Origin of the sequence: Arenimonas caeni (assembly GCF_003024235.1) — a bacterium.
Classification (GTDB): Bacteria; Pseudomonadota; Gammaproteobacteria; order Xanthomonadales; family Xanthomonadaceae; genus Arenimonas; species Arenimonas caeni.
Window position 1 is genome coordinate 220,007 of the sequence record NZ_KZ679086.1, and the last position, 23,323, is coordinate 243,329.

The window sequence follows — 23,323 nt, forward strand, 5'->3', positions numbered from 1 at the left end:
TTTGTCCGTCGCCGCCCCCTGCCGGAAGGCCTGTTTACACATCCACGCCGGGCGGTAAGAATCGAACGATCTGCCCTGCATGCATTCCGAACCGCGAGGAGCGGTCATCGATGAAGAATTCCCTGCTCGCCTGCCTGCTTGCCATCGCGCCGATGCTCGCCTGCGCCAACGAAGGCAAGGAGGTACAGGTCGCCGAGGGCCGCTTCGCCGCCCAGGTGCGTGCCGTCGAGAAGAGCCTGTCCGACGGACAGACCTATGCCGAGCTTCCCCGCGCGGATCGCAACGAAGTCCGGGCCATCCTTGCCCGCATGGCCGAGCGGCTCGAGGGCGTCGACGATGTCGGGCAGCTGTCCGAGGCGGACCGGCTGGCCGTGTTCAACGACCAGGAGCGCGTGAACGCCATCCTCGAGAAGGGCTATGCCGACAGCCGGCTGGTCTGCGAGCGGCGCGGCCGCACCGGTACCCACATGCGCGAGTCCAAGTGCCAGACGGTGGCCGAGCGTCGCCGCCGCGCCGAGGTTGACCAGGAAAACATGCGCCAGTTGCAGCGCGCGCCCATGCCGCAGGAAGGCCTCTGACCGTGCGGATCCTGGTCGTCGAAGACAATCGCGACATCGCCGCCAACCTCGGCGACTACCTCGAGGACCGCGGCCATACCGTGGACTATGCCGCCGACGGCGTCACCGGCCTGCACCTGGCCGTGGTCAACGACTTCGACGCCATCGTGCTCGACCTCAACCTGCCGGGCATGGACGGCCTGGAGGTCTGCCGCAAGCTGCGCCAGGAAGGCCGCAAGCAGACGCCGGTGCTGATGCTCACCGCCCGCGATTCGCTCGACAACAAGCTCGAGGGTTTCGACTCGGGCGCCGACGACTACCTGGTGAAGCCCTTCGCGCTGCAGGAAGTCGAGGCCCGCCTGGCCGTGCTGGCCCGCCGAGGCAAGGCGGCCCAGCCGCGCGTGCTGGTCGTGGCCGACCTCGAATACAACCTCGACACGCTCGAGGTGCGCCGCGCCGGCAAGCTGCTGCAGCTCAACCCCACCGCGCTCAAGATCCTGCAGGCGCTGATGGAGGCGGCCCCCTCGGTGGTCACCCGCCAGGAGCTCGAGACCCGGGTCTGGGGCGAAGAGCTGCCGGACTCCGATTCCCTGCGCGTGCATATCCACGGCCTGCGGGCGGCGGTGGACAAGCCCTTCGACAAGGCGCTCATCCAGACCCGCCACGGCATCGGTTACCGCATCGCCGATCCCGACGCGGGCTGAGCCATGCGCTACCGGCGTAGGCTTCGCAGCCGGATCATCCTGTCCTTCTTCCTGCTCGGCTTCGGGCTGACCGGGCTGTTCGCGGTTGCCACCGTGTTGCTGCGCGAGCGGCTGGAGGACCAGCTGATCGGCGAGGCGCTGTTCCAGAACGTCCAGGACTTCGCCGAGCAGTACGACCCCGAGGGCAGCGGCGGCATTCCGTTCGAGAAGATCACCGGCAGCGTGTTCAGCCAGCGCCGGTTCGGCAACGTGCCCTTCAACTGGCGCGACCTGCCCGACGGCGTGCACGACGTCACCGAGACCGACGAGCGCGGCCACACCCGCACCTACAAGCTGGCGGTGAAGAAGGAAGCCGAATACTGGTTCTTCCTGCGCTACGACCTCGCCCAGGAGCGGGCCAGCCAGCAGCAGCTGACCTATGCCCTGGTGGGCGTGGTGGCGCTGTTCTCGCTGCTCTCGCTGGTGGTGGGCGTGTGGTCGAGCAAGCGCGTGATCAGCCCGGTGACCGAGCTGGCGCGTCGGCTCGAGAGCCTGGCGGGCGGTGGGCAGCCCGACAAGCTGGCGCCGCACTTCGCCAAGGACGAGGTGGGGCAGCTGGCGGCCGCGCTCGACGACTACGCCGAGCGCATGACGACCCTGGTCAGGCGCGACCGCGAGTTCAACTCCGACGTGAGCCACGAGCTGCGCACGCCGCTGGCGGTGATCCTTGGCGCCACCGAGCTGATGCTGGCCAACCCGGACCTGCCGGAGAAGATGCGCCAGCGCCTGCTGCGCGTGGACCGCGCGGCGCAGCAGTGCACCGACCTGACCACGGCCCTGCTGATGCTCTCGCGCAACGAGCGCGGCACCGGCCGGACCCGCCTGCTGAGGCTGTGCGAACAGCTCGCCGAGGCCGCGCGGACCCAGCTGGGCGGCAAGCCGGTGCAGGTGCTGGTGGAAGGCGACGAGCGGGCCGAGGTCGAGGCCCCCGAGGCGGTGCTGGCGGTGGCCCTGGGCAACCTGCTGGGCAATGCCTGCAAGTACACCTCGGAAGGCGAGGTGCGCCTGGTGGTCGAAGCCAACCAGGTCCGCATCGAGGACACCGGCCCGGGCCTGAGCGAGGAAGATGCCGCGCGCCTGTTCGAGCGCGGCTACCGCGGTTCCGGCGCCGGCGGCACCATCGGCGGCGGCATCGGCCTGTCCATCGTGCGCCGCCTGTGCGAGCTCTACGGCTGGAACGTCAGCATCGCCCCCCGCCCCGAACACGGCGCCGTGGCGATCCTCCGCTTTGGCGAGGGCTAGCGCCCGGCTGCGTCATCCGCGGCCGGGAAACGCGGCTACACGTAGTCGAGCCAGCCGCGGGTATCCGGCGTGCTGCCGTCGAAGAGGCCGAAGAACAGCGACTGCATGCGGCGGGTGAGCGGGCCGGGCTGGCCGGTGCCCACCGGGCGGCCGTCGACGCTGCGGATGGGCGTGATCTCGGCGGCGGTGCCGCACATGAACAGCTCGTCGCACAGGTAGAGGTACTCGCGCGGCAGGTCGCGCTCGACCACCTCGATGCCGGCGTCGCGCGCCAGGGTGATGATCGTGTTGCGGGTGATGCCGTTGAGCAGCGCCGCGCTCACCGGCGTGGTGTGCAGCGCGCCGTCGAAGACCAGGAACAGGTTCTCGCCCGCGCCCTCGCTGAGCAGGCCGGTGGAGGCCAGCGCGATGCCTTCGCCGAAGCCGAGCCGCCGCGCCTCGCGCGCCACCAGCTGGCCGTTGAGGTAGTTGCCGCCGGCCTTGGCGCCGGCCGGGATGGTGTTGGGGGCGAAGCGCTGCCAGCTCGAGACGCAGGCGTCGATGCCGGCCTCGAGCACGTCCGGGCCGAGGTAGGGGCCCATGTGCCAGGCCGCCACGGCCACGTCCACCGGCGTTTCCGCCGACAGGCCGAAGCCGCCCAGGCCGCGGTAGGCGATGGGGCGCAGGTAGGCGCGCGCCAGGCCGTTGGCCTTGATGACCTCGCGGCAGGCCGTGGCCAGCGTGTCGAGGTCGTAGGGGATCGGCATGTCGTAGATCTTCGCCGAGGCGTACAGGCGCCTGAGGTGCTCGCCGAGGCGGAAGATCGCCTGGCCGTTGGGCGTGGGGTAGCTGCGGATGCCTTCGAACACCGAGCTGCCGTAGTGCAGGCCGTGCGCCATCACGTGCACGGTGGCCTCGGCCCAGGGCTTGATGCGGCCGTTGTGCCAGATGTGTTCAGGGTAGCTCGTGCTCATGGGCGGCTCCGGGGGCGAGTCCTGATTCTAGCGGCCGGCCGGGCCTAGAGTTCGATCCACCAGCAGCCGGCGTGGCGGCGCAGCAGGAAGTCGGTGCGCACGGCGCCGGCGTCGCGCGGGCCGGCGGCCTGTTCGACCCGCAGCGCGCGCGGCCGGGCCGGCTCGGCCAGTGGCTCCTCGTAGACGAACTCCGCGGCCACCAGCGGGCGGGCGGCGATGGCCTCGAGGCTGTCCATCAGGTAGCGCCCGGCGCCGGCGCTGGTGCCGGCCCAGTGGTAGTAGGTGGCCAGGCGGTTCACGTCGCGGGCCTCGAGGGCGCCGCGCACGCCCAGCAGCAGGGCATCGAGGCTGCGCGCGCAGCCTTCGCCGGTGGTGCCGGTGCCGGAGACGAAGCCCTCGGCGCTGGCCACGGGCGGCCGCGGCGCCTCGCGCTCCACCGCGCCCTGCGACTGGCAGGGCTGGTCGCTGAAAACGCTCTGTCCGTCCGGGCCGACGCAGCGGTAGACCGCCTGCGCCGCGGCGGGCGCGGGCAGGCACAGGCAGGCGATCAGCAGCAGCCAGGCGCGGGACATGCCACGCAGCCTAACGCCAGGATCAGGCCAGGCGCGAGAGCACGGCCTCGGTGGGCCGGGCGAGGTTCAGCGTGTAGAAGTGCAGCTCCGGCGCGCCGCCCTCGAGCAGGCGCCGGCACATGGCGGCGACGGCGTCGGCGGCGAACTCGCGGATGCTGTCGGCGTCATCGCCGTAGGCCTGCATGCGCTTGGCCATCCAGCGCGGGATCTCGGCGCCGCAGGCCTCTGAGAAGCGCCGCAGCTGGCTGAAGTTGGAGATCGGCATGATGCCCGGGATCACCGGGATGCCGACGCCGGCCGCGCGCACGTCGTCGACGAAGCGGAAGTAGGCGTCGGCGTTGAAGAAGTACTGGGTGATGGCCGAGTCGGCGCCGGCATCGACCTTGGCCTTGAAGTGGCGCAGGTCGGCCAGGGCGTCCTCGGCCTGGGGGTGGGTTTCCGGGTAGCAGCCGACCTCGATGCGGAAGTGGTCGCCGTGCTCCTCGCGGATGAAGGCGACCAGGTCGGAGGCGTAGCGGAACTCGCCCATGCGCGCCATGCCCGAGGGCAGGTCGCCGCGCAGGGCGACGATGCGCTGGCAGCCCAGCGCGCGGTAGAGCTTGAGCAGTTCACGCAGCTCGGCGCGGGTGCCGCCCATGCAGCTCAGGTGCGGGGCGGCGTCGAGTCCGTGGTCGGCGCGCAGGCCGCGCACGGTCTCGGGCGTGTAGCTCAGGGTCGAGCCGCCGGCGCCGAAGGTGACCGACACGAACTCCGGCGAGTAGGCCTTGAGCTTGCGCGCCGTGCGGTCGAGCTGGGCGCGCTGCTCGTCGTTCTTGGGTGGGTAGAACTCGAGGCTGATCGGGGTCATGGGGTTCGGCGGCCGGTGGTTGGCGGCCAGTGTATCTCTCCATCCGGATGAAAGTGAAGGTATGGAGTCAGGTTCATTTTTGGGCCGACCATGCCGGGGAAACCGAGTCCGTCCGGCCCAAAACATGAACCTGACCCCCGCTTTCCCGGACAATCGGTCCATGAGCATCCAAATGACCGACTTCGCCCGCCGCCGCCTCTTCCCCGGCGACGGCCGCCGCACCGCCATCCAGGACATCACGGCCGACCAGTTCGTCCAGCGCCTCAACACCGAGCCGCCGGTGGCCGTGCTGCCCGGCTACGCGGATTTCTGCCGGCTGCACGTGCACCACAACCGGACCTCGACGCGCTGCTCGGTGGTGCCGATCACGCCGGACAACCAGCACCAGCTGCGCAGCGCCTACGAGGCGCGCACCCCGGCCGAGCTGCCGGTGCTGGTGCGCTGGTTCGAGGGCCTCGAGCCCCCGGTCGCCAGATACCTCGTGCCCATCCTCTACGACCGCGAACAGCTGGCGAAGGAGGGCACGGCCATCGACGCCGACTGGGGCATCGTCGGCTGCCTGTACACGATGGAGCCCGGGGAAATCCCCATGGTTCCGATCACCATGCTGCGCAACGCGCTGGGCGTGGAGGAGGGCGGCTCGGGCGTGCCGCTGGACCGCGCCGCCTACGCCCGCAGCGTCGCCTTCTGGTCGGTGCACGCGAACTGGAGATAAAGAGCTTTTATCCGCGTGCATCGGCTCTGATCCGCGTTGAAAGTCCGAACCCACCCGGAGCCCAAAAAGAAACGGGCACCCGAGGGCGCCCGTTTCGTAGTCCAGCAGGAACCGACGGATCAGTAGCGGTAGTGCTCCGGCTTATACGGTCCTTCGACCGGCACGCCGAGGTAGTCGGCCTGGTCCTTGGTGAGCCTGGTCAGCTTCACGCCGATCTTCTCCAGGTGCAGGCGCGCCACTTCCTCGTCCAGGTGCTTGGGCAGGATGTAGACCTTGGCCTCGTAGCTGTCCTTCTTGGCCCACAGGTCGATCTGCGCCAGGGTCTGGTTGGCGAAGGAGTTGGACATCACGAAGCTCGGGTGGCCGGTGGCGCAGCCCAGGTTCACCAGGCGGCCCTCGGCCAGCAGGAAGATCGAGTTGCCGTTATCGAAGGTGAACTTGTCGACCTGCGGCTTGATGTTGGTCTTCACCGCGCCCGAGTTGTACAGGGCGTCGACCTGGATCTCGTTGTCGAAGTGGCCGATGTTGCAGACGATGGCCTGGTCCTTCATCGCCTTCATGTGCTCGAGGGTGATGATGTCCTTGTTGCCGGTGGTGGTGACGTAGATGTCGGCCGTGCCGAGGGTGTCCTCGACGGTCTTGACCTCGAAACCTTCCATCGCCGCCTGCAGGGCGCAGATCGGGTCGATCTCGGTGACCACGACGCGGGCGCCGTAGGCGCGCAGCGAGTGCGCCGAGCCCTTGCCGACGTCGCCGTAGCCGCACACGACCGCGACCTTGCCGGCCAGCATCACGTCCATCGCGCGCTTGAGGCCGTCGGCCAGCGACTCACGGCAGCCGTAGAGGTTGTCGAACTTGGACTTGGTGACCGAGTCGTTGACGTTGATCGCCGGCACCAGCAGCTTGCCGGCCTCGGCCAGCTGGTAGAGGCGGTGCACGCCGGTGGTGGTTTCCTCGGAAACGCCCTTCCAGTCCTTGACCACGGTGGTCCAGAAGCCCGGGCGCTCCTTCGCGACGCGCTTGAGCAGGTTCTTGATCACCTGCTCCTCGTGGCTGCCCGAGGCCGAATTGACCCAGCTCTCGTCGCCCTTCTCGAGCTCGTAGCCCTTGTGGATGAGCAGGGTGACGTCGCCTCCGTCGTCGACGACCAGCTGCGGGCCGCGGAAGCCGCCCTTGCCGTCCGGGAAGCTCAGCGCATCGAGGGTGCAGTCCCAGTATTCCTCCAGGGTTTCGCCCTTCCAGGCGAACACCGGAGTGCCGGTGGCGGCGATGGCCGCGGCGGCGTGGTCCTGGGTGGAGAAGATGTTGCACGAGGCCCAGCGCACGTCGGCGCCGACGTCCTTGAGCGTCTCGATCAGCACGGCCGTCTGGATGGTCATGTGCAGCGAGCCGGTCACGCGGACGCCCTTGAGCGGGGCTTCCTTGGCGTACTTGCGGCGGATCGACATCAGGCCCGGCATCTCGTGCTCGGCGATGTCGATTTCCTTGCGGCCCCAATCGGCCAGGGACAGGTCGGCGACCTTGAAGTCGTGCTTGAGGGGAGTGACAGCGTTCATCGGGTATAGCTCCGTTGGTGGGCGACGCCGGCCGGGCAGGGGCCTCGGGGGTCGCTCGTTAACGGGCGCGGTTGATCTTGGAACCTTCGCCGAGCCTGATCCCTTGCCCGCGTTGCGCGGGCCGGGCTTGCAGCGCCCCTCGGCGGGGTGGGCCTTTCCAGGCCGGGCGGCATTATATCGCTGTCTCGCGATGGGGGGATGAATGAGGGTGGCCGCTGGCCCGGTCCGCCGTGGCGTCCGATAGCATGGTGCCGGTGCGACGACCCGGACCGGAGGGAGTGAATGGCAAAGACGAAGCGTGAGTTCAGGAGCCAGAAGAGCTACGACGCCGAGCGGATCTCCCGGGATCTCGTCGGCCCCTTCCTGCACTCCCGCGGTATCACCGTCCTGAAGGAACACCGGGTGAAGGCCGGCCCGGGCGAGTCGCAGATCCTCGACGCCCGGCTGCCGGACGGCAGGGCGGTGAGGATGCGGGTGCGCCTGTGCTGGCGGCGCGATCCGGGCCATGTCGCCGCGCGCCGCTACTCCGCGCTGCAGCTGCGCCCCAATACCATCGGCGGCGACTGGGAGAAGACGCTGCGGGACGTCGCCGACCGCGACGCCCGGGAAGGCATCAGCCACACGCTGGCGTTCCAGCGTGACGGCGAGGACGTTCCCTTCGCCGCGCTGCTGCCCAGCGATGCGCTGCCGGCCATCTGGGATGCGCAGCGTGCCACCAGCGCCCGGCTCGTCGAACGCGGTGAATTGGGGCGGATGCGCGCGAACCATACGACCAACGGCAACAGCCCGACCCTCTGGTTGCAGGACGACCGCCACGAGGCTGCGGCGCAGGTCGCCGACGTGCTCTGGAACTGGCCTGGCGTGATCACCCTTGCCCGGCAGTCGACGCCCCTCCCGGCGAAGCTCCCGGGGTCGACAACGCAGCGACTGCTGGCGGACGCGCCGGCGGCGGCGGAGCGCAGCGATCGCGCCGGTCCGCCGCGCGCGATCGCCACGTACGTCGCGCGGCTGGCCTACAACAGCCTCGGCTGGAGGCGGCCGGCCAGCGCGACGGAGGTCAGCGAGGCGGGCGACACGTATCGCAATGAGCACGGGTTCGGGCACGAAGACTGGCTGTTCCGCGACGAATGGCAGATCGACGGATGGCGGTACGGCTTCGTGCAGGGCGTCAACAAGAGCAGGAAGAAGTTGCTCGAGGCGGGGGAGGCATTCGATCTTCGCTTGTTCACGATGCCGGGCGCGGGCGACCGACGTGCCGTGGCGGAGATCCGGGAAGTCGAGTGCCTGACGGATGAGCTTGCCGCCGAGGCGGTTTCGGTCCACGAGCAGCTCGGTTGGCTCGACATCATGCGCCGGGAGGTGGCCGAGGCCGGCGGGCGTCCGGAGGCGCTGGACGGCAGTGCCTACGCGCCCTTCATCTTCAACCTGCGCTACCGGTTGGAGAACCTGCGCATGCTCGACGACAGCCAGCCCCTGCCGCCCGATGATCCGATCCATAACATCAAGCGCTACAGCCTGTGCCAGGCCAATGGCGCGATGGAGCGCGCCCGCCGGCCGTGGCGGGGCCGCGCCGGCACCACCGGGCTGGCGGTCGGCGGCGATGTGCACCGCAAGGTGGCCGCAGGTTGGGTCGTGTGTTCGCCCGAGCACAGGCGCATGCAGGTCAAGCTGCTGGAACTGCTTCAGCAGCGCTATCCCGATGCCGAGTCGATCACCCTCGAGGAGGACTTCGTGGACGCCATCGTCAGGACGGCCGACGAGACCCTGATCTTCGAAGTGAAGTCCGACCTCAATCCGCTGTCCGTGCTGCGGCAGGCGCTGGGGCAGCTGTTGGAATACGCCTACCATCCCCGGCGTTCGCATCGTGCCCGGATCCGCCTGGTCGTCGTGGGGCGCCGGGCGCTGTCGGGGGATGACGAAGCCTATTTCGAGACGGTCCGTTCGCGGTTCGGGCTGCCCATCGACTACTGGGTCGTCCCCGTCTAGCCAGGCGCAGGGCCGGGCCGGGCGGGAAGGAGCACAGGGGAAAAGAAACGGGCCGCTTTCGCGGCCCGTTTTAGCTCTTCCCGGCTCTCTCCCGCGAGCGGGAGAGGGAGAGGAAAAGATTCGCGCCTGAAGGCGCTCCCACATTACTTCTTGAGGCCGGCGGCCTTGCGCAGCGCCTCGGCGCGGTCGGTCTTCTCCCACGAGAAGGCGGTGGCGGTCTGCTTCTTGCCGCTGCCGTCGACGTAGGTGATTTCCTTGGGCTTGCGGCCGAAGTGGCCGTAGGCCGCGGTGAGGCGGTAGATCGGGTGCAGCAGGTCGAGCATCTTGGTGATGCCGTACGGGCGCAGGTCGAAGTGCTGGCGGATCAGCTTCTCGATCTTCTCGTCGCTGATCTTGCCGGTGCCGAAGGTGGTGACCGAGATCGAGGTCGGCTCGGCCACGCCGATGGCGTAGCTGACCTGCACCTCGCACTTGTCGGCCAGGCCGGCGGCGACCACGTTCTTGGCGACGTAGCGCGCGGCGTAGGCGGCCGAACGGTCGACCTTGGACGGATCCTTGCCCGAGAACGCACCGCCACCGTGGCGGGCCATGCCGCCGTAGGTGTCGACGATGATCTTGCGGCCGGTCAGGCCGGCGTCGCCCACCGGGCCGCCGATCTCGAACTTGCCGGTCGGGTTGATGTGGATCTTCGACTTCGGCAGCGCCTTGAGCCAGGCCTTGGGCAGCACCGGGGCCAGGATGTGCTTGTACACGCCCTCCCAGATCTCCTTCTGCTTCACGCCCGGCGCGTGCTGGGTCGACAGCACCACGGCGTCGAGGCCGACGATCTTGTTGCCGTCGTAACGCAGGGTCACCTGCGACTTGGCGTCCGGGCGCAGCCACTTGAGCTTGCCGGACTTGCGCACCTTGGCCTGCTGCTCGACCAGACGGTGGGCGTAGTAGATCGGGGCCGGCATGTACTCCGGCGCCTCGTTGCAGGCGTAGCCGAACATCAGGCCCTGGTCGCCGGCGCCCTGTTCCTCGGGCTTCTTGCGGTCCACGCCCTGGGCGATGTGCGGCGACTGCTTGCCGATCATGTTCATGATCGCGCAGGTGTGGCCGTCGAAGCCGACGCCCGAATTGTCGTAGCCAATGTCGTTGATGACCTTGCGGGTCAGCTCCTCGATGTCCACCCAGGCGGTGGTGGTGACCTCGCCGGCGACGATGGCCGCGCCGGTCTTCACCAGGGTTTCGCAAGCCACGCGCGCGTTGCGGTCCTGGGTGAGGATCGCGTCCAGCACGGCATCGGAGATCTGGTCGGCGAGCTTGTCCGGGTGGCCTTCGGAAACCGACTCGGAGGTGAAGAGGTAGCTGGACATTCTGGCTTATATCCTTTGATTGCGATGAAAGGATGGGTGAAGGGGCGGAATCATACACCCGGCGGCCCCGGGGTGCATCCTGCCGTCGGGGCCGTTTCCCGATTGTTAAGCAGCAAGGGTTGGCGAGGGGGTGTCGAGGGGGTAGGGTCGGGCCTGCCACCCCCGGCCACATGAGGAATCCACCGCATGCGAACCCCGTCCCGTTCCCTCCGTCCCCTTGTCGCCGCGTTTGCCATAGCCGGCCTGGCCAGCTGCGCCAGCTACGTCAAGCGCGACGAATTCGACGCCACCGTCGCCGAACTGCGCGCCGCCGACCAGGCCCAGAGCCAGCGCATCGACCAGCTGCAGGCCAGCCTCGAGGAGCGTTTCCGCCAGTACGACGCCCGCATCGCCCAGTTCGAGGGCCGCCTGCACGTCGAAACCACCGCCCACTTCGACTACGGTAAGGCCGATGTCCGCGAGGCCGACAAGCCGATGCTGGCCGACTTCGCCAAGACCCTGTCCGAGCACCACCAGGGCGTGGTGGTCACGGTCGAAGGCTTCACCGACCCGGCCGGCTCGGCCAGCTTCAACAAGCGCCTGGGCCAGCGCCGCGCCGACGCCGTCCGCGACTTCCTGGTCAGCCAGGGCCTGTCGGCTGATCAAGTGCGCGCGGTCAGCTACGGCGAGGCCAACAATCGCCAGATCCGCCCGGGCGCCTGGGGTGACGACGGCCTGGCCAACCGCCGCGTCGCGCTGGTGATCGACTTTGTCGAGGCGGTCGCCGCCCGCTGATGTTTCCGACCGGCCGGGCCTTCGAGCCCGGCCGGTCTCCTGCTGACTCCTCCGCCCGGTCGTCCCGCCTCACGCGCCGGCGACCCGCGCGCCGGTTAGCATCCGGGCATGGATTCCCTCTCCCAGATCGTCCTGGGCGGCGCGGTTGCCGCCGCCATCGCCCCCGCCCGCCACCGGCGCGCGGCGCTCGCCGCCGGCGCCGCGCTCGGCACCCTGCCGGACCTCGACTCGGTGCCGATGTGGTTCCTCGGGCTCGACCCGGTCACCAGCATGACCTGGCACCGCGGCCCCTCGCATTCGCTGCTGGTGCTGGTGCCGCTGGCGGCGTTGCTGTGGTGGCTGTTCAGGCGCACCGGCGGGCGCGTGGCGGAGTCGCCGCGGCGCTGGTACTGGGCCATCACCCTGGCGCTGGTGACGCACCCGCTGCTCGACGCCTTCACCGTCTACGGCACGCAGCTGTGGTGGCCGCTGCCACCGTCGCCGGCGATGTGGTCGAGCGTGTTCATCATCGACCCCCTGTACACGCTGCCGCTGCTGGTCGCCTTCGTGTTCGCGCTGGTGCGCGGCTGGCGGCCCTCGGCGCAAACCGCGCTGGTGGCCGGGCTGGCGCTGAGCACGGCCTACCTGGGCTGGTCGCTGGTGGCCAAGGCGATGGTCGAGCGTGCCGCGGAAGACACGCTGGCGACGATGGGGCTGCCGGACGCGCCGCGCTTCTCGGTGCCGATGCCGTTCAACACCCTGCTCTGGCGGGTGGTGGTGATGACGCCGGAAGGCTTCCTCGAGGGCGAGCGCTCGCTGGTGGCCGACGAAGGGCCGATGCGGTTCCGCGAGTACGCGTCGGACACGGCGGCGCTGGAAGAGGCCTCGGCTTTCCCGGCGGTGCGTCGCCTGCAGTGGTTCAACCGCGGCTTCATGAAGGCCCGGGAGCGCGACGGCCGGCTGGTGCTTTCGGACCTGCGCATGGGCGCCGAGCCCGACTACAGCTTCAACTTCGTGGTTGCCGAGCGCGAGGGCGAAGGCTGGCGCGCGATCACGCCTGAACAGGCCGCCTGGCCCTGGGAGGCGCGGCGCCGGCTGGCGACGATGTGGGAGCGGATCTGGGTGTCGCCGCCCGCGGAGCGGGCGGCGACGTCCCTCCAGGCCGGCTCGTCAGAAGTGGTCGACTGAGGGCCAGCTGGAAACCCCGTCGGCGATCTCGTCCATCATCTTCTTCATCGCCGCCGTGCTGCCGTTGTTGGCGTTGCTCACCGCCACCAGGCCAAAGCCGCCGGCACGCACGTCGTAGCTGGCGGTCGTGCCGCTCATTTCGCCGTTGTGGTAGTAGGGCGCGAGGATGCCGTCGGTGTGGCGCATGAAGCGCAGCAGGTCGATCGGGCGGGCGATCCAGCCGCCGTGCGAGTCGAAGCGCTCGGGCTTGACGCTCGAGTAGGCGCCACCGCCGTAATAAACGACTTCGTCCGGGCGGCGGTCGGCCAGCTTGTCGCCGCCGATGACGATGTCGCCGGCGCCGGCGGGCTTTAGCAGGGTGTCGCGCACGTAGGCCTCGTAACTCTTGCCGGTGCGCGCCTCGATCACCCGGCCCAGCAGGCAGTAGCCGAAGTTGGAGTACATGTCCGAACCCTTCAGGCCGGCGGGCGTGGTGCCCGGGGTGTAGCCCAGCGGATAGTTCTGCAGCGCCCAGTTGATCAGGCCGGCGTGGCCGGTTCCGCTGTAGGCGAACATCGGGTCGCTGCCGTTGCCGTCCTTGTCGATGCGGCGGAAGCCGGCCCGATGGCGGATCAGGTGGTCGACGGTGATGTCCTCGATGTCCTGGTTGTCCTGGGGCGTTGCATAGGTGCCGCCGAGGATGCTGCCGGCCCCGAAGACTTCGTCGCCCAGGTCGAGCGACGTGGTGTTCGCCAGGTTCACCACCGCCACGTGGGTGATCGGCTTGGACACGCTGGCGATGCGGAAACGGTGGCGCGGGCTCACCGGCATGCCGGTGTCCTTGTCGGCCACGCCGAAGCCGGCGGCATAGACCAGGCGGTCGTTGCGCATCACCGCGATCGAGAGGCCCGGCATGTCGTTGGCGCGCATGTAGGCGCGGGCCTTGTCTTCGATGAGCTTCAGGTCCTTGGCGGCGAACGTCGTGTTGCGCCAGAGCATGTTGAAGCGCACGCCGTCGCCGCCGTTGAAGGCCTCGACGTAGTCCGGCTCCCAGGACTGGTAGCGGTAGTTGTCGAACACCGCCTGGTAGTGCGCCGCCGGCGTGCCGTGGCGTGCCGACCACTGCGGCCCGCCGGCCTTGGTCCAGATCGCCGCGTAGCGGTCGCCGCCGCCGTCGCGGTAGCCGCTGACGACCTTCAGGCGGTAGCCCTGGCCGGTGAACTGGTTGAAGGCGGCTTGGTACTGGGCGGCGTTCAGGCCATGCCGTGCGACCCAGGCGGGACCGCCCTTCTCGAAGATCGCGGCGAAGCGCGGCGTGTTGCCGACCGTGTAGGCGCTGACATGGGCGAGCGAGTAGCCCTTGCCCACGAACTCATCCACGGCGGCCTGGTACTGGCGGGCGTCGAGCCCGTGGCGCGCGGCCCAGGCCGGACCGCCGGCCTTGGTCCAGATGGCGGCGTAGCGGGCTTCGCCGCCCACGCTGTAGCCGTTGATGAAGCTCAGGCGGTAGCCCTGCTGGCTGAAGCTGTTGAACGCGGCCTGGTACTGCTCGCCGCTCAGGCCGTGGCGGGCGGCCCAGGCCGGCCCGGCTTCCTTCCTCCAGACCGCGGCGTAACGGGCCTGGCCGCGGCCGCCGTCGTAGCCGCTGACCGAGACGAGGCGGTAGCCCTTGCCGGTGAACTCGGTGAAGGCTTCCTGGTACTTGTCGGCGGTCAGCCCGTGGCGGGCGACCCAGTCGGCGGCCGCCGCGGGGGCGACGGACGCAATCAGCACGCAGGCGGCCAGCGCCAGGCGTGGGAACCAACGCGAAACGGCCGGCGGGGGCCGGCTGAGGATATGCGCGGACATGGCGGACTCCAGGGGTAGTCGGACAGGGGTGCGCCCGTCGCGATCGGGTGCCTTCTTCACAACGAGGCCCGGCTGGACTTCCGGACGCCCTGGGGCCAGGTCTCAGGCGGCGCGGGCCGCGTCCCAGGCCTCGCCGGCGGCCAGTGCGTCGAAATAGTCGCGGGTCAGGCGCAGCTGCTCTTCGGCGCAGGTGGCGCGGTTGACCACGCCGCGGAAGGCGGCGTTCTCCGGGCGGTCCTTCGCGTACCAGCCCAGGTGCTTGCGGGCGATGCGCACGCCCGACTCCTCGCCGTAGAAGGCGTGCAGGCCTTCGAGATGGCCGAGCAGGATGTCGCGGACCTCGGCAACGCCGGGCTCGGGCAGCGTTTCGCCCGTGGCGAGGTAATGCGCCACCTCGCGGAAGATCCAGGGACGGCCCTGGGCGGCGCGACCGATCATCACCGCGTCGGCGCCGGTGTGGCGCAGCACGAAGGCGGCCTTCGCGGGCGAATCGATGTCGCCGTTGGCCAGCACCGGGATGCGCAGCGCCGACTTCACCTCGGCGATGGTGTCGTACTCGGCCAGCCCGGTGTAGTGCTGGTCGCGGGTGCGGCCATGGATGGCCAGTGCGGCGATGCCGCTGTCCTGCGCGATGCGGGCGATGGCCAGCGCGTTCTTCCGGTCGGCGGCCCAGCCGGTGCGGATCTTCAGCGTCACCGGCACGTCCACCGCCGACACCACCGCCCGCAGGATCTCGGCCACCAGGGCTTCGTCGCGCATCAGCGCCGAGCCGGCCCAGGCGTTGCAGACCTTCTTGGCCGGGCAGCCCATGTTGATGTCGATGATCTGCGCGCCGTGGTCGACGTTGTGTTTCGCGGCCTCGGCCATCACCGCCGGCACGGTGCCGGCGATCTGCACGCTGATGGGGTCAGGCTCGCCGGCGTGGTCCATGCGGTGGCGCGACTTGGCGGTCTTCCAGAAGCGCGGGTCGGAGGTGGTCATCTCGGACACGCACAGGCCCGCGCCCAGCTGCTTGCAGAGCATCCGGAATGGCTTGTCGGTGACGCCGGCCATGGGGGCCAGCACCACGCGGGGCTCGATGGCGTGCGGGCCGATGTGCATGGGGCGGCATTCTAGCCGCCCGCGCCGCGCGGTGCCCGGATCAGCGCCGGCCGCGGGGCCGGCGCCAGAACAGGAAGCCGGTGACCAGCAAAAACGCCGGCAGCAGGCCGGCGAAGGCCATCGCCAGCTTCATCGGCAGGCCGCCCACCGCCGCGACGTGCAGCGGGTAGATGGCGTTGGTGAGCCGGGCGCCGGGCTTGTCGGCCGTGGCGTCGTAATGCAGCAGGGTTTCGCGGCCGTCGCGCGAGGTGGTCACCACGCTGCGGCCGACCGGATGCCATTCGCCGGAAGCCTGGCCGCGGAAGCCGACCGCCGGGGCATCCGCCGCCGGTGGCGCGATGCGGGCGATGCGGCCGCCGGGGAGTTCGGCCCGTGCCCGGTCGAGCACGCGTGGCCAGTCGATGCGCGCGGGCAGGGTGGCTGGCGCGGCCGCCACCGGCGCCGGGTCTGCCCCCAGCGCGCCGACGATCACCGCGCGGAAGCCCGCGTGGTAGATCATGCCCAGGCCGGTGAGCGTGGCCAGCGCGAGCAGCGGCAGGGTGAGCGCGCCCGTGCTGCGGTGCCAGCTCAGCCAGCGCCGCGCCGGCGGGCCCGAACGCCAGCGCAGGTGTTCGAGCAGGCGGCCGCGTTTGGGCCACCACAGGTAGAGCCCGCCGAGCAGCAGGAACATCGCGATCCAGCCGGCCACGCCCAGCACCTGCTTGCCGGTGGCGCCGCCGAGCAGCTCCACGTGCCAGTGGTGCAGCCACATCAGCCAGTCGTCGTGGTGGCTGCGTTCGAGCAGCAGCCGGCCGTCGTCGGGCGCGAAATAGGCGCGGTGGCCGTCGGCGAAGTAGGCCTGCCAGACAGGCAGCTGTTCGCGCGGCAGGTCGAGCACGGCCAGGCCGCGTGGCGTCCACTGCTCCAGCAGCCGGCCCATCACCACGCCGTCGGCGACCGGCGCGTGCCCGGCCAGCTGCGGCCGCGTGGCCAGCAGCAGCTCGGTGTGGAACACCAGCGCCGAGCCGGCCAGCGACACCAGCGCGAACAGCGTGCCGACGCTCATCCCCAGCCACAGGTGCAGCCAGGCCAGCAGCGCACGCAGCCGCCGTTTCAGGCGGCTGGGTGGGGCGGGCAGGGCCTGGCCGTCGGCCATTGCCGGGCTCAGAAGCGGTGCGACCAGGCCACGCTCAGCACGCGCCCACGGCCGGCCACGTAGTCGTCGTTCGAGGGCGTGGTCTGCGAGTAGTAGCTGATGTACTGCTCGCCCAGCAGGTTCTGGATGCCCACCGAGAGCGTGCCCACCGGCAGGCCGATCCGCGCCTGCAGGTCGACGGTGGTGTAGCCGTCGAAGGAGGCCACCTGCGTGCCGAAACGCTCGAAGTCGCGGTCGAAGGCACGGCTGGCCTGCAGGCGGGTGGCGATGGCGTCGGTCCAGGCCCGCTCCCAGAACAGGGTGGCGCGGTCGGGGCTGTTGTTGATGCCCTCGAGGTCGGTGTCGACGCGGCCGTCCTGGTCGCGGTCGTAGCGGCCGTCGGTGCGCGCGTAGGCCAGGCCGATGCGGTCACCCAAACCCAGGCGCAGGGCGATGTTGCCCTCGAGGCCGCGGATCTCGGTTTTCTGGCGGCTCACGTTGTAGGTGTCGGTGGCGGCGTCGTAGACCAGCAGCGAACCCAGGTCCGAGTCAGACCAATAGGCGGCCAGGTGGGCGCTCCAGCGGCCGTCGTCGTAGTCCAGGCCGATCTCGCGGTTGTCGGCCACCACCGGCGAGAGGTCGACCAGGCTGTCGACGTCCTGGCCGGGCACGCTGATCGCGCGCAGCACGCGGCCGACGTCGGCCACGGTGTAACCCTCGGCGTAGGAACCGTAGAAGGCCAGCGCGTCGGTCGCCTGCCAGGTGATGCCGGCATTGCCCAGCGTCTCCCGGGTCTTGGGGTTGCCGCCGGCGACGAGTTGGGCGCCGTAGACGGGCAGGGTGGTGTAGTCGTCGACCTCGAGCTCGCCGCGCTCGTGGCGCAGGCCGCCCACCAGGCTCACGCTGCCCAGCGTCCACTGCAGCTGGGCGAAGGGCGAGACCGAGGAATAGGTGGTTTCGGGCACCCAGTCCAGGCCGGCTTCGATCAGCTCCTGGGCGGTGGTGTCTCGGGCCAGGTCGAGGCCGAAGGTGGCCTGCAGCGGCAGGCCGCCGAGTTCCGGGTGCGACCAGCTGAACTTGCCGCCGAGTTTTTCCGACAGGTTCTGCGACTGGTCCTGCCAGATCGAGCCGGGGTCGTTGCGGAAGAAGTCCACCCAGGGCGAGGAGCCGTAGCGGGCGGCGAAGTCGAACCAGTACAGCTGGGCCTGCAGGTAACCACCGGCGAGGTCGCGGTCGGTGTAGTCGAGCGCGACCTGGCTCGTGCGGTTGCGCGGCGGATCCAGCGGGCGCTCGCCGCGCACCGAGGTGGCGGTGATGCCGGCGGCGAAATCGCCATTGACCGAAACATAGTCGCCCTTGCCGTCGAGCGAATAGTGGCTGGCGGTGAGCTGCAGGCGGCGGTCGTCGGCGAGGTTCCAGCCGAGCTTGGCGAAGTAGTTGGTGGCGCGCGAATCCATCAGGTCGCCCTGCACGCCGTTCACCGCCAGCGCGCGGCCGTCGCCGTCATGGTGCAGGCCTTCGGTGGCGTGCGACAGGCCGCCGACGAAGTCCATGGCGCCGCGCCGGGTGCCGTACAGCCAGGAAGCGCGGGTGCCGGTGGCGTCCGATTCGGTCGGCAGGGCGGTGCTGGCGCCCAGCGACACGTCGTGCCAGCTCGCGCCGTCCTCGTGCGGGGCGCGCGTGGTGATGATGTTGATGATGCCGCCCGAGGCGCCCAGGCCCTGCAGCGCGTTGGCGCCGTGGATGACCTCGATGCGCTCGATCATCGCCGGGTCGATCGTGTGGGCGTCGCGCGAGCCGTCGCGCAGCGGGGTGGACTGCGGCACGCCGTCGACCATGTACAGCGGCTGCCGGCCGCGCAGCGACTCGCCGAAGCTGGTCATCTTCTGGCGCGAGGGCGCGAAGGCCGGGATCAGGTTGGCCAGCACCTGCGAGAGGTCGCTGGTGACCGCCAGCTGCTGCTCGAGCTGCGCCCGGTCGATGACGGTGATGGTGTTGGGCAGGGCCGACTCGGACCAGGGCAGGCGGCTGGTGCTGGCCGAGACGGTCAGCTCGTCGAGCACGGCCAACTCATCGTCGGCCAGGGCTGGCTGGGTCAGGATGCCGGCGAGGGCGAGGGCGAGCAGGGAAAAACGGGGCATGGCGCATTCCGTTGGCTTGGGATGCGCGCATGGTAGTGAGAATGATTCGCAACTACAACCGCAAGAAAGCGGTTATCCCCGGGATGCCCCCGCCGGGGCTGGCCCGGGGACGGGGGCGGGCTCAGTCGGTGGTGTCGTCGATCGCCGCCCCGGGAGCGTTCTCCATCACCGAGCGGATGCCGTTGTCGCGCCCGCCGGCATCGGCATACATCTGGCTCTGGCCGATGACCTGGCCGTTGCCGGCCTTGAGCGTGAAGTAGCTGCGCCCGTCCTTGGCCTGCAGCCGCTCGAAGCGGCCCTCGTCGCCGGCGTTCTTGCGCACCGATTCGATGCCATTGAGGCAGCTTTCCTTGGCCTTGTAGCCCTCGCTGGTCAGGATGACCTGGCCATTGCCGGCCTTGAGGGTGAACTGGAACTCGCCGTTGCTGCGCTTGCCGATCTCGAACTTGCCTGCCATGGGGCCTCCCGGTGCGTGGTGGATGCCCGGGTGAGCCTAGGTAGCGGGGTGTTACCGGAGCGTCAAGGTGGCTTACACCGACAGTGCCAGCTACTCGGCTGCGGCCAGGTGCGGCATCGCCAGCGCGGCGCCGTGCTGTTCGGTGGAGCGGGCGGCGTAGCGGTTGGCGAAACCCACGGCATCGGCGAAAGGCGCCTCAGGGAGGGTGGCCAGCGCCGCAGCCAGCGCGCCGCTGAACGCGTCGCCGGCGCCGGTGGTGTCGACCACCCGGGCCGGTTCGGCGGCGAGGCGGTAGCAGGGCGCGTCGTCGCCGCGCCGGCGGCCGTCGGCATGCGAGACGAACACGCCGTGGCCGCCGAGCGTGATCACCCAGGTCGTGGCCTGCAGCGACTGGCACAGCGCATGCAGCGACTCGCCGGCCATCGCGTGCAGCGAATCGGGATCGACGGCGCGGCCACCGTGGCGCGCCAGCAGCGCGGCGAACTCCGTTTCGTTCGGCGTCAGCACGTCGGCCAGCGCCAGCAGGGTGTCGCTGGTGGGGGCATTGGCCGGCGCGGGATTGAGCACGGTGGTGGCGCCACAACCGCGACCGAGCGCGAGCGCGGCAGCCACGGCCCCGGCCGCCACTTCCAGCTGCGCCAGCACCACGCCGGCGCCGGCGAAGGCGGGGCGCGCGGCTTCGACGAAGCCTTCCGACAGCGCGGCATTGGCGCCGGGCGCGACGGTGATGACGTTGCGTCCGCTGGCGTCCACGAAGATGCCGGCCGTGCCCGAGGGCAGGGCGGGGAACACCTCGGCATGCAGCTCGATGCCTTCGTCGCGGGCCAGCGCGCGCGCCGACGCCGCGGCGGCGTCTTCGCCCAGCGCGGTCAGGAAACCGGTGCGGGCCCCGGCACGGGCCGCGGCCACGGCCTGGTTGAAACCCTTGCCGCCCGGGCCGCTGGCGTAGGTGCCCAGGCGCGTGGCGCCCGGTGCCGGCAATTCATCGCTGCTCCAGACGTGGTCCTGGTTGTAGGAACCCACCACCAGCACCACGCCCGCCATGGATCAGGCACCCAGCGAGGTCAGCACGCCGGCGATGGTGGCGGTCATGAAGGTGGCCAGGGTGCCGCCCAGCACGGCGCGCAGGCCGAACTTGGCCAGGTCCTGGCGCCGCTCCGGGGCCAGGCCGCCGATGCCGCCGATCTGGATGGCGATGGAGCTGAAGTTGGCGAAACCGCACAGCGCGTAGGTGGCGATCAGCCGGCCCTTCTCGGTGAGCTCCACGCCCTCGACGCGGCCGTTGACGATGTCGGCCAGCTGCAGGTAAGCCACGAATTCGTTGATCACGACCTTCTGGCCAATCAGCGAGCCGACGGTGGTGGCGTCCTGCCAGGGCACGCCGATCACCCAGGCGATCGGCGCGAGCAGGTAGCCGAAGATCGTCGACAGGTCGGTGGGCTTGCCCAGCGCCTCGGCGGCGCCGGTGATCTCGCCCACCCAGGTCAGCGGGGCGTTGATCAGCGCGATCAGGGCGATGAAGGCCAGCAGCATCGCGCCGATGTTCAGGGCCAGGCGCAGGCCGTCGGCGGCGCCGGCGGCGGCGGCGTCGATCACGTTCGAGGTGGTCTTCTCGACCTCCATCTTCACCGTGCCGCGGGTGAGCGGATTGCTGGTCTCCGGGATCAGCAGCTTGGCGATCACCAGGGTGGCCGGCGCGGCCATGATCGAAGCCGCCAGCAGGTGCTTGGCGTAGTACTGCGCCTGCTCCGGGTCGCCGCCGCCGAGCATGCCGACGTAGGCCGCGAGCACGCCGCCGGCGATGTGGGCCATGCCGCCGATCATCATGGTGATCAGCTCGGACTCGGTCATGCGCGGGATGTAGGGGCGCACCGTCAGCGGCGCCTCGGTCTGGCCGATGAAGACGCTGGCGCAGACGCTGGTGGTCTCGGCGCCGGAGACCTTCATCACCTTGGTGATGGCCCAGGCCATGGCGCGCACGATCGCCTGCATCACGCCCAAGTGGTACATGACGCCCATCAGCGAGGCGAAGAAGATGATGGTCGGCAGCACCTGGAAGGCGAAGATGAAGCCGAACTTCGACGTATCCATCAGGTCGCCGAAGATGAAGGTCGAGCCGGCCGAGACGAACTCGAGGATCTTCACGAAGCCGTGGCCGAGCAGGTCGAACACTTCGCGACCGCCCGGCACCAGCAGCACCAGCGCGGCGAAGCCGATCTGGAGGGTGATGCCGGTGAGCACCAGCCGCCAGTCCACGGCCTTTTTGTTGTTGGAGAAGAGCCAGGCGATGCCGATCAGGACGGCGAGGCCGAACAGGCCGAAAAAGATGCTCGAGACCATGGAGTTGGGACCGCAGGAGGATGCGGCAGCGTAGTTCACGCCCCGGGCGCGGGCAAGGAAGCCCTATTCGCCGTCCCGGGCCACCACCCGGTTGCGGCCCCCGGCCTTGGCCGCCCGCAGGCGCAGATCGGCGCGTTTCATGAGGCCCGAAAGGTCGTTGGCGTCCTGCGGGCAGCTGGCCAGGCCGGCGCTGAGCGTGAGCCTGCGCGGCTCCACGTCGGGCTCGGGCACGAAGTGGGCTTCCTCGAGCCGGCGCCGCAGGGCCTCCATGCGCTCCCAGGCGGCACCGATCGGCAGCGGCAGCACCAGCACGAACTCCTCGCCGCCGACCCGGATCATCGGCTCCTCGCGGCCCAGCTCGCGGCGCAGCACGGCCACCGCGTGGCGCAGGGCGCGGTCGCCGGCCAGGTGGCCGAGCTCGGCGTTGATGTGGCGGAAGTGGTCTAGGTCGACCAGGGCCAGGCTCAGGGTCTGGCCGTCGCGGCGGGCCTGCTCCACCTTCGCCGGCACCTGCACGTTGAGGTAGCTGCGGTTGTGCAGGCCGGTCAGGCCGTCGGTGCTCGACCACTGGGTTAGGCGACGGGCGCGGAAGACGATGACGGCGGTCACCAGGGTCACCACCACCAGCAGCACCAGTCGCTGGAGCTGGGTGGCGGACGTCGCCGTGCCGTACTCGGCGCTCACCAGCGGGCCAACGGCCAGCTGCGCCACCGCCAGCCAGAGCAGGGCTGACTGCAGCACCGCCAGCGCACCGGCGGCCAGCGTCACCCGCAGGTCCTGGCGCAGCGCGGTGGCGAAGATGGCCAGCAGGTAGCACGACCAGACCACGGTGCTGTTGAGCGTCGCCACCGGCGTGCTCAGCACGCCCAGCAGGGCCAGCACCGCGGTGACGAGCGTGACGTCGAAGCAGGACGAGGCCATCGGCAGCCAGCCAGGGCGCCGCTTGCCCAGCACCAGCTTCAGCCAGGCCAGGCTGAAGAGCAGTACGCCGGCGGCGCCCACCAGCCCGGCCAGCGTATCCGGCCAGCTGCCGCCGCCCAGGAGGTTGAGGCCCGGCAGCAGGAGCAGCAGCACCGAGGCGAGCACGCGCAGGCGGGCGACGAGCAGTTCGCCGCCGGCGCCGATTTCCAGCAGAAGGTCATCCGGCGGTTCGCGCAGGGCGGCCGCAAGGTCGTCGAGGGTCTCGCGCAGGGTACTCACGCCGGGGGTCGTGGCCTGTGGATTGTGCGCGCAAGCATACAGGGCCGCGCGCGGCCCTGTCAGGCAAGTGCTTCGCTCAGGCGGGCAGGCCCATCACCGCCACCCACAGGCCGAGGCCTGCGAACAGCGCCGCCGCCGCGTAACGCGCGGCCTTGAGCGGCAGCTTCGCGGCGAAAGCCGCGCCCAGCAGCACCACCGGCACGTTGGCCACGGCCATGCCCAGCGTGGTGCCGGCGACCACCTGCCAGAGCGGCTCGTACTGCGCGGCCAGCACGACGGTGGCGACCTGGGTCTTGTCGCCGATCTCGACGATGAAGAACGCCACCAGCGTGGCCAGGAAGGGGCCGAAGCGCGGCGCCTTGGCCTCGTCCTCGTCGAGCTTGTCGGGCACCAGGGCCCAGGCGGCGACGGCGAGGAAGGAAACGACCACGCCCCAGCGCAGCACCTCCGGATTGACCCAGCCCGACACCAGCGAACCCAGCCAGCCGGCCAGCGCGTGGTTGAGCAGGGTGGCCACCAGGATGCCGGCGATGATCGGCCAGGGCTTGCGGTAGCGGGCCGCGAGCACGAGTGCGAGCAACTGGGTCTTGTCGCCGATTTCGGCGATGGCGACGGCGAGGGTGGAAACGAACAGGGCGTCCATGCGATCACTCCGGGGCCGGAACCCCGGGAG

At 70.2% G+C, this 23,323-nt stretch carries 21 protein-coding genes and 1 riboswitch; of the genes, 7 read left to right on the forward strand and 14 right to left on the reverse strand.

Annotated elements, in window-relative coordinates; genetic code table 11:
• The first annotated feature begins 110 nt into the window (after nt 1–110).
• The 3 genes from C6N40_RS05170 to C6N40_RS05180 are packed head-to-tail and all read left to right on the forward strand — an operon-like array spanning nt 111 to nt 2,542.
• On the forward strand, nt 111–578 hold the full coding sequence (locus C6N40_RS05170; protein ID WP_106989939.1) for a hypothetical protein: 468 nt from the start codon (nt 111–113) through the stop codon (nt 576–578).
• Between the two features lie 2 nt (nt 579–580).
• The gene (locus tag C6N40_RS05175; protein WP_106989940.1) at nt 581–1,261 is read left to right on the forward strand and encodes a response regulator transcription factor; all 681 of its coding nucleotides are present in this window, start codon (nt 581–583) and stop codon (nt 1,259–1,261) included.
• A gap of 3 nt (nt 1,262–1,264) precedes the next feature.
• Nucleotides 1,265–2,542 carry a HAMP domain-containing sensor histidine kinase gene (locus C6N40_RS05180; protein ID WP_106989941.1) on the forward strand — a complete coding sequence of 426 codons (1,278 nt, stop codon included), beginning with the start codon at nt 1,265–1,267 and terminating at the stop codon, nt 2,540–2,542.
• Between the two features lie 35 nt (nt 2,543–2,577).
• On the opposite strand, the gene C6N40_RS05185 is transcribed toward C6N40_RS05180, so the two are convergent.
• From C6N40_RS05185 to metF, 3 genes are read right to left on the reverse strand one after another with little or no spacing between them, the layout of a single operon-like run.
• Nucleotides 2,578–3,495 (reverse strand): branched-chain amino acid transaminase, encoded by a 918-nt coding sequence (locus C6N40_RS05185; RefSeq protein ID WP_106989942.1) that lies wholly within the window; start codon nt 3,493–3,495, stop codon nt 2,578–2,580.
• 44 nt (nt 3,496–3,539) lie between these two features.
• Nucleotides 3,540–4,067, reverse strand: a complete 528-nt coding sequence (locus tag C6N40_RS14250; protein ID WP_205208548.1) for a DUF4124 domain-containing protein — start codon at nt 4,065–4,067, stop codon at nt 3,540–3,542.
• Nucleotides 4,068–4,089: 22 nt separating this feature from the next.
• A complete protein-coding gene (gene metF, locus C6N40_RS05195) occupies nt 4,090–4,914 on the reverse strand; it encodes a methylenetetrahydrofolate reductase [NAD(P)H] (protein ID WP_106989943.1) in 825 nt (274 codons plus the stop codon).
• Nucleotides 4,915–5,074: 160 nt separating this feature from the next.
• Here metF and C6N40_RS05200 point away from each other — a divergent pair, with 160 nt between their 5' ends.
• The gene (locus C6N40_RS05200; protein WP_106989944.1) at nt 5,075–5,629 is read left to right on the forward strand and encodes a DUF3228 family protein; all 555 of its coding nucleotides are present in this window, start codon (nt 5,075–5,077) and stop codon (nt 5,627–5,629) included.
• Between the two features lie 119 nt (nt 5,630–5,748).
• Here the strand turns inward: C6N40_RS05200 and ahcY are convergent, their stop codons facing one another.
• Entirely contained in the window at nt 5,749–7,185 is a 1,437-nt protein-coding gene (gene ahcY, locus C6N40_RS05205) for an adenosylhomocysteinase (RefSeq protein ID WP_106989945.1), read from the reverse strand.
• A 56-nt stretch (nt 7,186–7,241) separates the two neighbouring features.
• Nucleotides 7,242–7,332: riboswitch (S-adenosyl-L-homocysteine riboswitch) on the reverse strand.
• A 135-nt stretch (nt 7,333–7,467) separates the two neighbouring features.
• Here ahcY and C6N40_RS05210 point away from each other — a divergent pair.
• The gene (locus C6N40_RS05210) at nt 7,468–9,171 is read left to right on the forward strand and encodes a hypothetical protein (RefSeq protein ID WP_106989946.1); all 1,704 of its coding nucleotides are present in this window, start codon (nt 7,468–7,470) and stop codon (nt 9,169–9,171) included.
• A gap of 143 nt (nt 9,172–9,314) precedes the next feature.
• Here the strand turns inward: C6N40_RS05210 and metK are convergent, their stop codons facing one another.
• Entirely contained in the window at nt 9,315–10,529 is a 1,215-nt protein-coding gene (gene metK, locus C6N40_RS05215; protein WP_106989947.1) for a methionine adenosyltransferase, read from the reverse strand.
• 186 nt (nt 10,530–10,715) lie between these two features.
• Here metK and C6N40_RS05220 point away from each other — a divergent pair, with 186 nt between their 5' ends.
• On the forward strand, nt 10,716–11,303 hold the full coding sequence (locus tag C6N40_RS05220) for an OmpA family protein (RefSeq protein ID WP_106989948.1): 588 nt from the start codon (nt 10,716–10,718) through the stop codon (nt 11,301–11,303).
• Between the two features lie 108 nt (nt 11,304–11,411).
• Nucleotides 11,412–12,470 carry a metal-dependent hydrolase gene (locus tag C6N40_RS05225; RefSeq protein WP_106989949.1) on the forward strand — a complete coding sequence of 353 codons (1,059 nt, stop codon included), beginning with the start codon at nt 11,412–11,414 and terminating at the stop codon, nt 12,468–12,470.
• On the opposite strand, the gene C6N40_RS05230 is transcribed toward C6N40_RS05225, so the two are convergent.
• The 9 genes from C6N40_RS05230 to C6N40_RS05270 form a co-directional block, all read right to left on the reverse strand.
• Nucleotides 12,453–14,297 carry a serine hydrolase gene (locus tag C6N40_RS05230; protein WP_106989950.1) on the reverse strand — a complete coding sequence of 615 codons (1,845 nt, stop codon included), beginning with the start codon at nt 14,295–14,297 and terminating at the stop codon, nt 12,453–12,455. The genes C6N40_RS05225 and C6N40_RS05230 overlap by 18 nt on opposite strands.
• A gap of 102 nt (nt 14,298–14,399) precedes the next feature.
• Nucleotides 14,400–15,398: a tRNA dihydrouridine synthase DusB gene (dusB, locus tag C6N40_RS05235; protein ID WP_106989951.1), complete on the reverse strand. Its 999-nt coding sequence runs from the start codon at nt 15,396–15,398 to the stop codon at nt 14,400–14,402.
• A gap of 40 nt (nt 15,399–15,438) precedes the next feature.
• Nucleotides 15,439–16,533, reverse strand: coding sequence for a PepSY-associated TM helix domain-containing protein (locus tag C6N40_RS05240; RefSeq protein WP_106989952.1), 1,095 nt, complete (start codon nt 16,531–16,533; stop codon nt 15,439–15,441).
• An 8-nt stretch (nt 16,534–16,541) separates the two neighbouring features.
• On the reverse strand, nt 16,542–18,653 hold the full coding sequence (locus tag C6N40_RS05245; protein WP_106989953.1) for a TonB-dependent receptor: 2,112 nt from the start codon (nt 18,651–18,653) through the stop codon (nt 16,542–16,544).
• A gap of 121 nt (nt 18,654–18,774) precedes the next feature.
• Entirely contained in the window at nt 18,775–19,110 is a 336-nt protein-coding gene (locus C6N40_RS05250; RefSeq protein ID WP_106989954.1) for a YegP family protein, read from the reverse strand.
• Nucleotides 19,111–19,200: 90 nt separating this feature from the next.
• Nucleotides 19,201–20,154 (reverse strand): PfkB family carbohydrate kinase, encoded by a 954-nt coding sequence (locus C6N40_RS05255; RefSeq protein ID WP_106989955.1) that lies wholly within the window; start codon nt 20,152–20,154, stop codon nt 19,201–19,203.
• 3 nt (nt 20,155–20,157) lie between these two features.
• On the reverse strand, nt 20,158–21,450 hold the full coding sequence (locus C6N40_RS05260; protein WP_106989956.1) for a NupC/NupG family nucleoside CNT transporter: 1,293 nt from the start codon (nt 21,448–21,450) through the stop codon (nt 20,158–20,160).
• Between the two features lie 63 nt (nt 21,451–21,513).
• On the reverse strand, nt 21,514–22,650 hold the full coding sequence (locus C6N40_RS05265) for a GGDEF domain-containing protein (protein WP_106989957.1): 1,137 nt from the start codon (nt 22,648–22,650) through the stop codon (nt 21,514–21,516).
• Nucleotides 22,651–22,726: 76 nt separating this feature from the next.
• Nucleotides 22,727–23,293: a TMEM165/GDT1 family protein gene (locus C6N40_RS05270; RefSeq protein ID WP_106989958.1), complete on the reverse strand. Its 567-nt coding sequence runs from the start codon at nt 23,291–23,293 to the stop codon at nt 22,727–22,729.
• Nucleotides 23,294–23,323 lie beyond the last annotated feature (30 nt).

Coding starts and splice junctions, on each gene's coding strand:
- C6N40_RS05170 (WP_106989939.1), top strand. CDS start 111: ATGAAGAATTCCCTGCTCGCCTGCCTGCTTGCCATCGCGCCGATGCTC.
- C6N40_RS05180 (WP_106989941.1), top strand. CDS start 1,265: ATGCGCTACCGGCGTAGGCTTCGCAGCCGGATCATCCTGTCCTTCTTC.
- C6N40_RS05185 (WP_106989942.1), bottom strand. CDS start 3,495: ATGAGCACGAGCTACCCTGAACACATCTGGCACAACGGCCGCATCAAG.
- C6N40_RS14250 (WP_205208548.1), bottom strand. CDS start 4,067: ATGTCCCGCGCCTGGCTGCTGCTGATCGCCTGCCTGTGCCTGCCCGCG.
- metF (WP_106989943.1), bottom strand. CDS start 4,914: ATGACCCCGATCAGCCTCGAGTTCTACCCACCCAAGAACGACGAGCAG.
- C6N40_RS05200 (WP_106989944.1), top strand. CDS start 5,075: ATGAGCATCCAAATGACCGACTTCGCCCGCCGCCGCCTCTTCCCCGGC.
- ahcY (WP_106989945.1), bottom strand. CDS start 7,185: ATGAACGCTGTCACTCCCCTCAAGCACGACTTCAAGGTCGCCGACCTG.
- C6N40_RS05210 (WP_106989946.1), top strand. CDS start 7,468: ATGGCAAAGACGAAGCGTGAGTTCAGGAGCCAGAAGAGCTACGACGCC.
- metK (WP_106989947.1), bottom strand. CDS start 10,529: ATGTCCAGCTACCTCTTCACCTCCGAGTCGGTTTCCGAAGGCCACCCG.
- C6N40_RS05220 (WP_106989948.1), top strand. CDS start 10,716: ATGCGAACCCCGTCCCGTTCCCTCCGTCCCCTTGTCGCCGCGTTTGCC.
- C6N40_RS05225 (WP_106989949.1), top strand. CDS start 11,412: ATGGATTCCCTCTCCCAGATCGTCCTGGGCGGCGCGGTTGCCGCCGCC.
- C6N40_RS05230 (WP_106989950.1), bottom strand. CDS start 14,297: ATGTCCGCGCATATCCTCAGCCGGCCCCCGCCGGCCGTTTCGCGTTGG.
- dusB (WP_106989951.1), bottom strand. CDS start 15,398: ATGCACATCGGCCCGCACGCCATCGAGCCCCGCGTGGTGCTGGCCCCC.
- C6N40_RS05240 (WP_106989952.1), bottom strand. CDS start 16,533: ATGGCCGACGGCCAGGCCCTGCCCGCCCCACCCAGCCGCCTGAAACGG.
- C6N40_RS05245 (WP_106989953.1), bottom strand. CDS start 18,653: ATGCCCCGTTTTTCCCTGCTCGCCCTCGCCCTCGCCGGCATCCTGACC.
- C6N40_RS05250 (WP_106989954.1), bottom strand. CDS start 19,110: ATGGCAGGCAAGTTCGAGATCGGCAAGCGCAGCAACGGCGAGTTCCAG.
- C6N40_RS05255 (WP_106989955.1), bottom strand. CDS start 20,154: ATGGCGGGCGTGGTGCTGGTGGTGGGTTCCTACAACCAGGACCACGTC.
- C6N40_RS05260 (WP_106989956.1), bottom strand. CDS start 21,450: ATGGTCTCGAGCATCTTTTTCGGCCTGTTCGGCCTCGCCGTCCTGATC.
- C6N40_RS05270 (WP_106989958.1), bottom strand. CDS start 23,293: ATGGACGCCCTGTTCGTTTCCACCCTCGCCGTCGCCATCGCCGAAATC.